Origin of the sequence: Fontimonas sp. SYSU GA230001 (genome assembly GCF_040066175.1) — a bacterium.
Lineage (GTDB): Bacteria > Pseudomonadota > Gammaproteobacteria > Nevskiales > Nevskiaceae > Solimonas.
Genome location: NZ_JBEAAM010000004.1, coordinates 142,304 through 155,014, shown reverse-complemented (window position 1 = coordinate 155,014; position 12,711 = coordinate 142,304). Strand labels below are relative to the sequence as shown.

Sequence of the window (12,711 nt, the reverse complement as noted above, 5' to 3'; positions counted from 1 at the left end):
GCGGCTCGTTCAGCGCGCAAGAATGGTCGTGCCGAGGACGCTTTTCAAGGAAACGATGGATTACCCGACGTAGCGCAGCACGACCCAGAGCGGCAGCGCCGCGAAGACGCCTGCGAGCGCGTCGTCGAGCATGATGCCGAAGCCACCGTGCACGTTGCGGTCGAGTGCGCGGATCGGCCATGGCTTGACGATGTCGAACAGCCGGAACAAGACGAAAGCCAGGATCATTGCGGCGCCGAAACCTGCCGCCGGGAGTTGCGGGAACAGCACGAGGGGCGCAGCGGCGATTAGATAGCCGACGATCTCGTCGAAGACAATGCCGCCGTAATCGTGGACGCCGAGCAGGCGCGCACTCTCGCCGCAGACCCAGCAGCCGAAGACGAACAGCAGCGCCACCGCAACCGCGTACAGCGCCGGATCGAGCCGTGACAGCGGAAGGAACAGCACGATTCCGACCAGCGTGCCGACGGTGCCTGGCGCGAAAGGCGACAGACCCGCGCCGAAGCCGAAGGCGAGCAGATGCTCCGGCGTGGTCAGGATCAGCTGACGCGGCGGGCGCGGCGTGATGGCAGTCTTGGCTTTCATGAAAAATGACGATAGGCGGTCCGTTGCACGGACACCGTTATACCGGCTCCATCGACGAAACGCAGGCCGCGCTCCGCCGTGATCTCGCCGATCACGGTCAGCGGCACGTCGAGCACGGTCCGCGCGGCTGCGAGGCGATCGGGCGGAACGCACAGGCACAGCTCGTAGTCGTCACCACCGCACAGCTGCAATGGCAGCCGCGACTCGCGATCCGGGAATCGCCGGCGCAGCGCGCCGGAGACCGGCAGCGCATCCACCTGGACGACGGCGCCGACGCCACTGGCGTCGAGGATGTGCTGCAGATCGCCCGCCAGGCCGTCGGACAGGTCGATCGCCGCGTGTGCGAGGCCGTGCAGGGCGAGGCCGGCGGCGACGCGCGGCTCGGGGCGGTTCAAGCGGGACAGCAGCGGCGTGTCGCGCACACCGTCCTGGAGGGCCGCAAGACCTGCCGCGGCATCGCCGAGGGTGCCCGTCACGCACACCGCGTCGCCGACACGCGCTCCGTCGCGCGGCAGCGCCTGTCCCACGGGCACCTCGCCCATCGCGGTGATGGTGATGCTGAGATCTCCGCGGGTCGTGTCGCCACCGACGAGTGCGATGCCGTGACGGTCGGCCAGCACCTTGAGGCCGTCGCAGAACTGCGCGAGCCACGATTCGTCGGCCGATGGCAGGCTCAATGCCAGCAGGAACCAGCGCGGCACGGCCCCCATCGCCGCGAGGTCCGAGAGATTCACCGCCAGCGACTTCCAGCCGATGTCATACGGCGCCGTGTCCAACGGGAAATGCCGACCGGCGATGAGCGTGTCGCAGGTCACGACCAGATGCCGTCCAGCCGCCGGCGCGAGCAGCGCGGCGTCGTCGCCGACACCGCGCACGACGCCGCGCCGTGCCGCAGTCAGCTCGCCGAAATAGCGACGAATCAGCGCAAACTCGTCCACGCCAGGCCGCGCCGCCGATTGTCGGACTTCAGGTCTCGTGCGGCCGCAGCTGGCGCGCGAGCTTGTCGAGCACGCCGTTGACGAACTTGTAGCCGTCCTCGGCGCCGAAGATCTTGGCGAGATTCACCGACTCGTTGACGACGACCTTCCACGGCACTTCCGGCTTGTGCCGCAGCTCGAAAGCCCCGAGCAGCAGGATCGCGTGCTCGACCGGATCGAGCTGGTTCAACGGACGGTCGAGATGCGGCACGACGTCCAGCGTCAGTTCGGACGCGTAGGTCACGACGCCATTGAGCAGCTCTTCGAAATAGGCCGGATCGGCACGCCCCAGGCCTTCTTCCTGCTCGCGGAACTGGCGCAGCAGCGCTGCCGGCGTGCTCTCGTTGATCAGCCATTGGTAGAGCGCCTGGACCGTCAGGCGGCGTGCCAGGCCACGGCGGCTCTGCTGCAGGTTCTCGCCGGTCACTTCAGGCTCCGCGACAGACGGATCATTTCGAGCACGGCCGCTGCAGCCTCGTATCCCTTGTTGCCGCGGCCCGCGCCGGCCCGCGCCCACGCCTGCTCGACCGTATTCACGGTGAGCACGCCGAAACCGACGGCTTTGCGCGTCTTCAGCTGCACCTGCATCAGGCCGCGCGCACACTCCCCGGCGACATAATCGAAATGCGGGGTCTCGCCGCGGATCACTGCACCGAGCGCGACGACGCCGTCATAGTCACCGTCGCGCAGCAAGAGCATCGCGGCCAATGGCACTTCATACGCGCCGGGCGCGCGATGCTCGACGATCTTCGCCGCCGGCACGCCCCAGTCCTCAAGGCAGGCGCGTGCGCCGGCACGCAAGGCATCGACGATGCCGACATTCCAGCGCGTGGACAGCAGCGCGATGCGGGTGTTTGCAAACTCGCCATGCGCCGGCGCGTCGGGCGCGGCATAACCGGTCTTGGCGTCGGGCGGTAGTCCGGTGCCTTCCGCACCGGCTTTGCGACGCTTGGGCGCCGCGTCGGCGCCGGCGGGGACCGAACCCGCACGCTGGTTGTTCTTCTTCATTCAGTCGCAGGGAACGTAATCGATCACTTCGAGCCCGAAGCCGGAGATGCCCTGCATGCGCTTGGGCGCGGACAGCACGCGCATCTTGCGCACGCCGAGATCCGAAAGGATCTGCGCGCCGATGCCGTAAGTGCGCAGCACCTGCCGTGGATCGTGGGTGTGCTCGTCCAGAGTCGCCTTGTTCAGTGACACGATCTGCTGGACCAGCTCGCGCGAACTCTCCGGCTTGCGCAGCAGCACGACCACGCCGGCACCCTCCTCGGCGACGCGCTGCAGCGCGCGCCGCAGCGGCCAGGAGAAGTCTTCGTGGCGCACGCCGAGGACGTCCTGCAGCGTGTTGCGGATATGGACGCGCACCAGCGTCGGCCGGGCCGGATCGACCGTTCCCTTGACCAGCGCCAGGTGCACGGTGTTGTCGAGGCTGTCCTGGTAGGTCACCAGGCGGAACTCGCCAAACTCGGTCTCGACATGCGTCTCGGCGACCCGTTCCACCGTGTGCTCGTTGTCGAGGCGATAGCGGATCAGGTCGGCGATCGTGCCCAGCTTGAGTCCGTGCTCGCGCGCGAACCGCTCCAGATCGGGCCGCCGCGCCATCGTACCGTCCTCGTTGAGGATCTCGACGATCACGGCGGCCGGCGTCAGGCCCGCGAGGCGCGCCAGATCGCAGCCCGCCTCGGTGTGCCCGGCGCGCGTCAGCACACCGCCCGGCTGCGCCATCAGCGGAAAGATGTGCCCGGGCTGCACGAGGTCCTCGGGACGCGCATCCGGCTTCACCGCGGTACGCACCGTATGCGCACGATCGTGCGCGGAAATGCCGGTCGTGACGCCGCTGGCCGCCTCGATCGACACGGTGAAGGCGGTGCGATGGCTTTCCTCGTTGTGCGACACCATCTGCGGCAGTCGCAGCTGCCGGCAGCGCTCGGCGGTCAGCGTCAGGCAGATCAGGCCGCGCCCGTAGCGCGCCATGAAATTGATGTCCTCGGGACGCACACGCTCGGCGGCCATGACCAGGTCGCCCTCGTTCTCGCGGTCCTCGTCGTCCATCAGGATCACCATCTTGCCGGCCCTGATGTCGGCGATGATGTCCTCGGGCGAATCCAGCCTGGCCGGCTGGTCCTGTTCGCGCCGCTGGTCGATATTCGCAATCTTGCTCACGCTGCCACCTCTTGTGCATCCCGCACGGGACGGCGCGGTCCGTGGCGCCGGCATTCATCACCTGTCGCCGGCATGTCAAACGACCTCCCGGCGACTGTCCAACAACCGTTCCAGATAGCGTGCGATCACGTCCACTTCGAGATTGACCGGATCGCCCGCCTGCAAGCCGCCCAGCGTCGTCTGACTCAGGGTGTGCGGAATGATGTTAACTCCAAAGCGGCTGCCTTCGACGTCGTTGACGGTCAGGCTGACGCCATCGATGCAGATCGAGCCCTTGCGGGCGATGTAACGCGCCAGGTCCGGCGGCGCCTCGAAACGGAAGCGCCACGAGCGCGCATCCTCGAACCGCTCGATCAGGTGCCCGACACCATCCACATGCCCGGTCACCAGATGTCCGCCCAGCGGCTTGCCGGCGGTCAGCGCCTGCTCCAGATTGACCCGGCGCCCCACGGTCCAGCCGCCTGCGGTGGTCAAGGCGAGCGTTTCAGCGGACAGGTCCGCGCTGAACTGATGCGCGTCCAGCGCGGTGGCGGTCAGGCAGACGCCGTTGACGGCGATGCTGTCGCCGGGGCGCACGCCGTCCAGATCAGCGTCGGCCGCGAAGCGCATGCGGCGGTCGCCGCCCAGTTCCTCGACGGCTGCGACATGGCCCAGCGCTTCGATGATGCCGGTAAACATCTCAAGACTCCTCGACAGGGCGCGCGGTGATGCGCAGATCCGGGCCGACACGGCGCAGGTCCAGCCACTCCAGCCGCAGCCGCTGGTCCAGACGATCGATGCCCGCGAGCTGCGCCAGCGCTCGCCCGTCGTCGCCCAGCAGGCACGGCGCCAGGTACAGGATCAGCTCATCGACCAGCCGCTGCTGCAGAAACGCACCGGCCAGGCGCGCGCCGCATTCGACGAGCACTTCGTTGACCTCGTGTCCGGCCAGAGCGGCCAGCACCCCATCCAGGGCCAGGCCCGATGCGCTGCGTGGCACGGTCAGGCGCTGCACGCCGTGCGGCGCAGATCCCGGCTGTGCCGTGACCCAGAAGCGCCGCGCACCCGGATTCCACACCTTGGCTTGCGCAGGAACGCGCGCGTCGGAATCGAGCACGATCCGGTCCGGCTGCCGCGAAAACGATTGCCGGTCGCCGATTGCCGATTCCCTACAGTTCAGCTGCGGGTCGTCCGCCAGCACGGTCCCGACCCCGGTCAGCACCGCGCCGGCGCGCGCGCGCAGGCGCTGCACGTCGGCGCGCGCCTCGGCGCCGGTGATCCAGCGGCTCTCGCCGCTGGCCATCGCCGTGCGTCCATCGAGGCTCGCGGCGAGCTTGAGCGTGACCCAGGGCCGTTGTCGCGTCATGCGCGATACGAAGCCGCGATTGAGCGCGCGCGCCTCGCGCTCCATCAGGCCCTCGACGACCTCGATGCCGGCTGCGCGCAGACGCGCGATCCCCTGCCCGGCCACCTGCGGATTCGGATCGTGCATCGCCACCCAGACCTTGCGGACGCCGGCAGCGATCACGGCATCGGCACAGGGCGGCGTGCGTCCGTGGTGTGAACAGGGTTCGAGCGTGACGAACAGCTCGCCGCCGCGGGCGCGTTCGCCGGCGGCGCGCAGGGCATGTACCTCGGCGTGCGGTTCGCCGGCGCGCTCGTGCCAGCCCTCGCCGATCACCTCACCGTCCCGCACGATCACGCAGCCGACGCGCGGATTCGGATGCGTCGTCGGGCCACCGCGCTCGGCCAGGCGCAGCGCACGCGCCATCAGGCGCTCGGGGACGGGAACTCGGGAGTCGGACATCGTCGGCACGGCGCTTCAGCTTTTACGATTCCCGGCTCTCGATTGACGGTTCCCGGTGCTTTCCTCGATCAGCGAGAGCTGCGAGCGCCGCTCCTCGGCACTGGGCAGGGTCTGCAGGCGCTCGATCTCCTCGCGAAAGGCATTGACGTCCTCGAAACTGCGATATATCGACGCGAAACGCACGTAGGCGACGTGATCGAGGTCACGCAGTTCCTCCATCACCCACTCGCCCAGCTGCTGCGAGTGGACTTCGCGTTCCGAGGACGCGCGCAGCTTGCGCTTCAGATTCTCGATCGCATGATCGAGCTGCTCGGCGGTGACCGGCCGCTTGTAGAGCGCACTTTCCATGCCGCGGCGCAGCTTGTCCTCCGAGAAGGGCTCCGGATCGCCGCTGCGCTTGATGATGTTGGGCATCGCCAGCTGCGCGCGCTCGAAGGTCGTGAAGCGCCCGCCGCACGCTTCGCACTCACGCCGCCGCCGCACCTGCGTGCCGTCCTCGGCCAGGCGCGAATCGACCACGCGGGTGTCCGGCGCCTTGCAGAACGGGCATTGCATCGCGCTACACGCTCGTGAGACGTGAGACGTGAGACGTGAGACGACTGCAAGCGGCGTTCATTAGCTGATCACGTCTCACGTCTCACTCCTCACGTCTCACATCAGGCCGCGCGCTGCGCGGCCTGATACACCGGGAACCGCGCGCACAGCTGCTCGACCTCGCCGCGCACGCGCGCGATCGCCCGATCGACATCGCCGCCGGCACTCATCGCATCGACGATGTCGGCGATCCAGTTCGCCACCTGCGCCATCTCGGCTTCCTTGAAGCCGCGCGTCGTCGAGGCCGGTGAACCCAGGCGCAGGCCCGAGGTCACGAACGGCGACTTCGGATCGTTGGGCACCGAGTTCTTGTTGACGGTGAGGTGCGCCTTGCCCAGCGCGGCCTCGGCGTCCTTGCCGGTGACGTTCTTGGCGATCAGGTCGAGCAGGAACAGATGATTGTCGGTGCCGCCGGACACGACTTTGTAGCCGCGCTCGAGCAGGACCCTGGCCATCGCGCGTGCATTGGCGATCACCTGCTTTTGGTAGATCTTGAAGCCGGGATCGAGTGCCTCCTTGAAGGCCACCGCCTTGGCGGCGATCACGTGCATCAGCGGGCCGCCCTGGATGCCGGGGAACACCGCCGAGTTGAGCTTCTTGTTGAACTCCTCGGGCTGGCCCTTGGACAGGATGATGCCGCCGCGCGGGCCGCGCAGCGTCTTGTGGGTCGTCGAGGTGACCACGTGCGCGTGCGGCAGCGGACTCGGGTACTCGCCGGCGGCGACCAGGCCGGCGATGTGCGCCATGTCCACCCAGAACCACGCGCCGACCTGGTCGGCGATCTCGCGCATGCGCTTCCAGTCCTTGACCCGCGAATACGCCGAGAAGCCGCCGATGATCATCTTCGGCTTCGTCTCCAGCGCGATGCGCGCCATCTCGTCGTAGTCGATCAGGCCGGTGGCCGGATCGAGGCCGTAGGGCACGATCCTGTACTGCTTGCCGGAGAAATTCGCCGGATTGCCATGAGTGAGATGACCGCCCTGGGCGAGATTCATGCCCATCACCGTGTCGCCGGGGCTGACCAGCGCGAGAAAGACCGCCGCGTTGGCCTGGGCGCCAGAGTGTGGCTGCACGTTGGCGTAGTCGCAGTCAAAGATCTGCTTGACGCGCTCGATCGCCAGCGTCTCGGCGATATCGACATACTCGCAGCCGCCGTAATAGCGCTTGCCGGGATAACCTTCCGCGTACTTGTTGGTCAGCTGCGAACCCTGCGCCTGCATCACCGCCGGGCTGGCGTAGTTCTCGGACGCGATCAGCTCGATGTGCGCCTCCTGGCGGCGGGCTTCCTTGAGCAGCGCGGCGTTCAGCTCAGGATCGAATTGGGCGAGGCTCGGGGCGTTGGTCCACATCGGCTATTACTCGTGAGGCGTTAATCGACGACTTCCAGCATCAGATCGAGGGCGGCACGTGCCGGCCTCGCAACCTCGGCGGGCACCCGGATCTGGTTGACCACCTTGCCGGCGACGAGGTTGTCCAGCGTCCATGCCAGGTGCTGCGGATCGGTACGGAACATCGTCGAGCACATGCACACGGTCGGCGACATGAACTCGACGGTGACGCCATGCGGCTTCATCTCGTCGGCGAGGCGGTTGACCAGGTTCAGCTCGGTACCGACCAGCCAGTGATCGCCCGGATGCGAGGCGCGCACCGTGCGCAGGATGTATTCGGTGCTGCCGACGAAGTCGGATTTCCGGCAGACCTCGAAGGCATTCTCCGGATGGCTGATGACCTTGCCGTGCGGCACGCGCGTCCGGAAATGCTCGATATGCGCCGGCTGGAACATCTGGTGCACCGAGCAGAAGCCCTTCCACAGGATCATCTTCGCCTTGCGGATCGCTTCGGCCGTCAGCCCGCCCAGCGGCTTGCTGAAATCCCACACCACCATCTCGTCGAGCGGGATGCCCATGTCGAAGGCGGTGTTGCGGCCGAGGTGCTGGTCCGGGAAAAACAGGACTTTCTCACGTCGCGCGAACGACCATTCGAGCACCGCGCGCGCGTTGCTCGACGTGCAGACGATGCCGCCATGGCTGCCGCAAAACGCCTTCAGGTCCGCGGCCGAATTGATGTAGGTGACCGGCGTCACGGCCTGGTCGGGATCGAGCACGCCCGCCAGTTCCTGCCAGCACTTGTTGACCTTGGCCAGATTCGCCATGTCCGCCATCGAGCAGCCGGCGGCCAGGTCCGGGAGGATGACCGTGCGCTCGCCGCCGGTGACGATGTCGGCCACCTCGGCCATGAAGTGCACGCCGCAGAAGACGATGAACTCGGCGCGGGTCTTGGCCGCCATCTGCGACAGCTTGAGCGAGTCGCCGGAGAAGTCGGCGTGCTTGAAGACTTCGTTGCGCTGGTAGTGATGACCGAGGATGCACAGACGCTCACCGAGCACGCGCTTCGCCGCGACGATGCGTGCGTCGCACTCGCCGTCGTCCAGCAGATTGAAGTCATCGAATTTGAGAACGGCTGCCATATCCAGGCCTCCGGCATGCCCTGCGGCGGAAATGTCCGCTCCGAACAACAAGCTATTGTAGCGCGCGGGTGGACCGAACCCTACCCTTTGTCGTCCGTGCGCCGCATGCGGCGGTTCGCCGCCGCACGATCAGGGGTTGCCGTCGCTGGGCGGCGGGCAATCGGGCGCAGCCGTGTCCGGCGTGTAGATGCACAGCGTCGTCTCCTGGCTCTGCGCGCTGTCGCCGCTGCCGCGCGTCGCCTTGACCTTCACCGTGTCCGCCTGCGGCAGCAGCGAGGCGACCAGCCCCGCCGAACCGAGCGCATTCGAGTAGGACGCCGCGGCGGTGGCCTTGCCGTCGGTCGTCGTCACCAGCCACGACACGCCGCGCGTGATCGGCTGGCTGCGCGTCTCGCCGTTGACCAGGAAGGTGCCGGTCGCGGTGAACTGCTGTCGCCCCAGCGCCTTGAGCGTGGCGTCGAGCGGCGCGATCGTGAACCCCTGCAGTTCGCCGACGACGGTGTTGAGCGTGACCGTGTTGCTGTCCACCTGCGGCGGATCGCGGTCGTCCGCGGCATTGTTGCCATCGTCGCCGCCATAGACGGCGGTGATGCCGACCGTTCCCGCCTTGAGCGCGCTGACGATGTTGCGCACCAGCGCCAGGGCCGTCGCGACCTCGACGTTGTCGCTCTTCAGCGGCACCTGTCCGGTCAGATCCTGTACCGCACCGCTGTCGAAGTGTCCGGTCACCTTGAACGCCTCGGTCGTGCCGACGATCAGCTCGTCGTTCGGCGCATCGGTGAACTCGCGCTCCAGGGTCAGGCCGGTGAGCGGTGCGACGGTCACGTCGGCCTCGTAGCGCAGCGGGTCGGTCCCGCCGGTATCCTGGCACAGCGGGAATTCGGCACGGGCGCGCAGCGTGACCGGCAGATTGTCGGCGAGCTTGGCGACGACGATGCCGCTGCCGACGCCGATCGTCGCGAAATCGGCCGCGGTGACGCCGCTGCCCTCATCGACGAACGACCAGTTCGCCGCGCCGGTGACGTTGAGCAGGTAGCCGTCCACGTCGGCGGTCAGGCTCAGGCCGCGCACCGTCTCCGGCGCCAGCGTGATCGCCGACTCGGTGAGCTGGATGGCATCGTCCGGCAGCCGGCGCACCTCGACGTCGTAGCTGGCGCTCAGCCCGACGAATTCCGCGGTGATCGTCGCGGTGCCTTCGGCCTTGGGCACGATCGTGCCCGAGGCATAGGCAGTCGTGGTGCTGCCCGGGAACAGGATGTCGCCGTTGCTCACGGCCACGATATCCGGATTCGAGGACCGCCAGCGTCCCCGCGCGCTGTAGTCCGCCCGGCCACCGTTGGTGAACGTGCCGATCAACTGCAGCTTGTCGGTGAAACAGACATAGGACGCAGGACTGCTGCGGTCGATCAGTGCCGTCTGGCGGCTGATCTCGAGCGTCTCCAGCTTGTTGCCGCTGCCGATGCCGTTGATGTTGCAGGCGGCGAGCAGAGCCGGCGACAGCGCCACGACGGCGATGAACAGCGGACGGCGGATGCGGGACATGCGGGAGAGCTCCACGAGGTATCAGGCCTTGGACTGGACCGTCGAACGGATGTGCAGTTCCCGCAGCTGCCGCGCATCGACGCTGCTGGGCGCGTCGGTCATCGGGCAGTGGGCGGTCTGCGTCTTGGGGAAGGCGATGACGTCGCGGATGCTCGGCCGGCCGGCCATCAGCATCACCAGGCGGTCGAGCCCGAGTGCGATGCCCCCATGTGGCGGCGCACCGTAGGACAGCGCCTGCAACAGGAAGCCGAACTTCTGCTGCTGCTCCTCCGGACCGATGCCGAGCAGCTCGAACACCGCCTGCTGCACGGCCGCGGTATGGATACGCACCGAGCCGCCGCCGATCTCGATCCCGTTGAGGACGATGTCGTATCCCTGCGACAGCGTCGCCCCCGGATTCGCGCGCAGCGCGTCGGCGTCGAAGGGCTTGGGCGCGGTGAACGGATGGTGCAGCGACACCCAGCGCCCGGCCTCGTCGTCGTACTCGAACATCGGCCAGTCGATGACCCACAGTGCCTTCCAGCCCGGCGCGGTGAGGCCCAGATCGTGGCCGAGCTTGAGGCGCAGTGCGCCGAGCGCGTCGCAAACGATCTTCCACTTGTCGGCACCGAAGAAGATCACGTCGCCGTCCTGGGCGCCGGTGCGTTCGAGAATGCCGGCGAGCGCGCGGTCGTGCAGGTTCTTGACGATCGGCGACTGCAGGCCGTCACGGCCCCTCGCCTTGTCGTTGACGACGATGTAGGCCAGGCCTTTCGCACCGTAGATCTTGACGAACTCGGTGCACTTGTCGATCTCGCCGCGCGACAGCTTCTCGCGGCCGCCCGGCACGCGCAGCGCGGCGACGCGACACTTCGGATCGTTCGCCGGGCTGGCGAAGACCTTGAAATCGACATCCCTGACCAGATCGGCGACCTCGACCAGCTCCAGCGGGTTGCGCAGGTCCGGCTTGTCGGAGCCGTAGCGCTGCATCGCCTCGGCATAGGCCATGTGCGGCAGCGTGCCCAGATCCACACCAAGCACCGCCTGGAACAGATCCTTCACCAGCCTTTCGATCAGATCCATGATCTGATCCTGCGACATGAACGAGGTCTCGACGTCGAGCTGCGTGAACTCCGGCTGGCGGTCGGCGCGCAGGTCCTCGTCGCGGAAGCAGCGCGCGATCTGGTAGTAGCGGTCCAGGCCCGACATCATCAGCAGTTGCTTGAACAGCTGCGGCGACTGCGGCAGCGCGAAGAACTGGCCCGGGTGCGTGCGCGACGGCACCAGGTAATCGCGCGCGCCTTCCGGCGTCGCCTTGGTCAGGATCGGCGTCTCGACATCGACGAAGCCATTGGCATCCATGAAATCGCGGATGCGCTTGATCACGTCGTGGCGCAGGCGCAGGTTCTTCTGCATCTCGGGCCGGCGCAGGTCGATGTAGCGGTACTTCAGGCGCGTGTCCTCGCCCACCGTCTCGTCGTCCGGGTGGAACGGCGGCGTCTCGGCGCGATTCAGCAGGTTGACCGACTGGCCCAGTACCTCGATCTTGCCGGTGGTCAGCTGCGCATTTTCGGTGCCGGCTGGGCGCAGGCGCACGCGGCCGCTGATCTGCACGACATACTCCGAACGCAGGCGATCGGCCGCCTCGAAGGCGCCCTTCGTGTCCGGGTCGAACACGCACTGCAGCAGGCCCTCGCGGTCGCGCAGGTCGATGAAGATGACGCCGCCGTGGTCGCGGCGGCGATGAACCCAGCCGCAGACGGTCACGGTCTCGCCGACCTGCCGCTCCGTCACCTGGCCACAGTAATGACTACGCATGTTTGCTGATGAATCGTCTGGTCAATCGAAAGGGCGGCCCGGCGGGAGTCGCCTGGCGCGAGGCGGACCGCCGCCGGCGTGGCGGGGGCTCGTCAGGAAGCCGCGTAGTGTATGAATCCGGCGGCACGCTGTCGAACGGCGCCGGCGCAGGCCTCAGAGGCGATCGCTGGCCGCGTCGCCGTTCTTGCGCGGCAGGACGTCCGGCGTCACCACGCCCAGCGAAATCACCAGCCGCATGGCCTGTTCGACCGGCATGTCGAGGCGGATGATGTCCTTCTCCGGGACCAGCACGATGAAGCCGGAGGTCGGATTCGGCGTGGTGGGCACGAAGCAGGTCAGCACGTGCTCGGCGGTCTTGTCCTGCACCTCGCCGATCGGATCGCCGGTGATGAAGGCCACCGACCACAGCCCCTTGCGCGGATACTCGATCAGGATCGGCTGCCGGAACGACACCGATTTGTCGGAAAAGATCGTCTCCGCCAGCTTCTTGATCCCGCCATACACCGTGCGGACCAGCGGGATGCGGCCGAGCATGGCCTCGGTCCAGACCACCACGCGGCCACCCAGGTAGTTCGCGGCGATCGCACCGGTCCCGAGCACCAGGACGATCGACAGCAGCGCGCCGAGCCCGGGGATGTCGGGCCGATAGACCTCGGGAATCAGCAGCAGGCTCGTATCGAGCAGGTTGATGACGAAGCGGATGACCAGCAGCGTGGCGCCCAGCGGCAGCCAGATCAGCATGCCGGCGATCAGCCAGCGACGGAGAAGATTGCTCAAGTCGAACGACTCCGCGCCCGCGT

The 12,711-nt window shown here is 67.5% G+C and carries 13 protein-coding genes; all 13 read right to left on the bottom strand.

What is annotated here, in order from left to right; translation table 11 throughout:
• Positions 1 to 60 precede the first annotated feature (60 nt).
• The 13 genes from AAG565_RS02865 to AAG565_RS02805 all read right to left on the bottom strand — a co-directional run bounded on the left by AAG565_RS02865 (position 61) and on the right by AAG565_RS02805 (position 12,688).
• On the bottom strand, positions 61 to 585 hold the full coding sequence (locus AAG565_RS02865; protein WP_348818035.1) for a phosphatidylglycerophosphatase A: 525 nt from the start codon (positions 583 to 585) through the stop codon (positions 61 to 63).
• Entirely contained in the window at positions 582 to 1,523 is a 942-nt protein-coding gene (gene thiL / locus AAG565_RS02860) for a thiamine-phosphate kinase (RefSeq protein ID WP_348818034.1), read from the bottom strand. Before thiL ends, AAG565_RS02865 begins: the two co-directional genes overlap by 4 nt.
• 28 nt (positions 1,524 to 1,551) lie before the next feature.
• Positions 1,552 to 1,989: a transcription antitermination factor NusB gene (gene nusB, locus AAG565_RS02855; protein ID WP_348818033.1), complete on the bottom strand. Its 438-nt coding sequence runs from the start codon at positions 1,987 to 1,989 to the stop codon at positions 1,552 to 1,554.
• Entirely contained in the window at positions 1,986 to 2,570 is a 585-nt protein-coding gene (gene ribH / locus AAG565_RS02850) for a 6,7-dimethyl-8-ribityllumazine synthase (RefSeq protein WP_348818032.1), read from the bottom strand. Before ribH ends, nusB begins: the two co-directional genes overlap by 4 nt.
• Entirely contained in the window at positions 2,571 to 3,716 is a 1,146-nt protein-coding gene (ribBA, locus tag AAG565_RS02845) for a bifunctional 3,4-dihydroxy-2-butanone-4-phosphate synthase/GTP cyclohydrolase II (protein ID WP_348818074.1), read from the bottom strand.
• Between the two features lie 84 nt (positions 3,717 to 3,800).
• The gene (locus tag AAG565_RS02840; protein ID WP_348818031.1) at positions 3,801 to 4,403 is read right to left on the bottom strand and encodes a riboflavin synthase; all 603 of its coding nucleotides are present in this window, start codon (positions 4,401 to 4,403) and stop codon (positions 3,801 to 3,803) included.
• Between the two features lies 1 nt (position 4,404).
• Positions 4,405 to 5,511, bottom strand: coding sequence for a bifunctional diaminohydroxyphosphoribosylaminopyrimidine deaminase/5-amino-6-(5-phosphoribosylamino)uracil reductase RibD (ribD, locus tag AAG565_RS02835; RefSeq protein ID WP_348818030.1), 1,107 nt, complete (start codon positions 5,509 to 5,511; stop codon positions 4,405 to 4,407).
• Positions 5,512 to 5,526: 15 nt separating this feature from the next.
• Positions 5,527 to 6,066: a transcriptional regulator NrdR gene (gene nrdR, locus AAG565_RS02830; RefSeq protein ID WP_348818029.1), complete on the bottom strand. Its 540-nt coding sequence runs from the start codon at positions 6,064 to 6,066 to the stop codon at positions 5,527 to 5,529.
• 101 nt (positions 6,067 to 6,167) lie between these two features.
• Positions 6,168 to 7,454, bottom strand: coding sequence for a serine hydroxymethyltransferase (gene glyA, locus AAG565_RS02825; RefSeq protein WP_348818028.1), 1,287 nt, complete (start codon positions 7,452 to 7,454; stop codon positions 6,168 to 6,170).
• A 20-nt stretch (positions 7,455 to 7,474) separates the two neighbouring features.
• Positions 7,475 to 8,572: a quinolinate synthase NadA gene (gene nadA, locus AAG565_RS02820; RefSeq protein WP_348818027.1), complete on the bottom strand. Its 1,098-nt coding sequence runs from the start codon at positions 8,570 to 8,572 to the stop codon at positions 7,475 to 7,477.
• A gap of 129 nt (positions 8,573 to 8,701) precedes the next feature.
• The gene (locus AAG565_RS02815; RefSeq protein ID WP_348818026.1) at positions 8,702 to 10,114 is read right to left on the bottom strand and encodes a hypothetical protein; all 1,413 of its coding nucleotides are present in this window, start codon (positions 10,112 to 10,114) and stop codon (positions 8,702 to 8,704) included.
• A 21-nt stretch (positions 10,115 to 10,135) separates the two neighbouring features.
• Positions 10,136 to 11,911 (bottom strand): aspartate--tRNA ligase, encoded by a 1,776-nt coding sequence (aspS, locus tag AAG565_RS02810; protein ID WP_348818025.1) that lies wholly within the window; start codon positions 11,909 to 11,911, stop codon positions 10,136 to 10,138.
• Between the two features lie 153 nt (positions 11,912 to 12,064).
• Positions 12,065 to 12,688, bottom strand: coding sequence for a DUF502 domain-containing protein (locus tag AAG565_RS02805; RefSeq protein WP_348818024.1), 624 nt, complete (start codon positions 12,686 to 12,688; stop codon positions 12,065 to 12,067).
• Between the last annotated feature and the right edge of the window lie 23 nt (positions 12,689 to 12,711).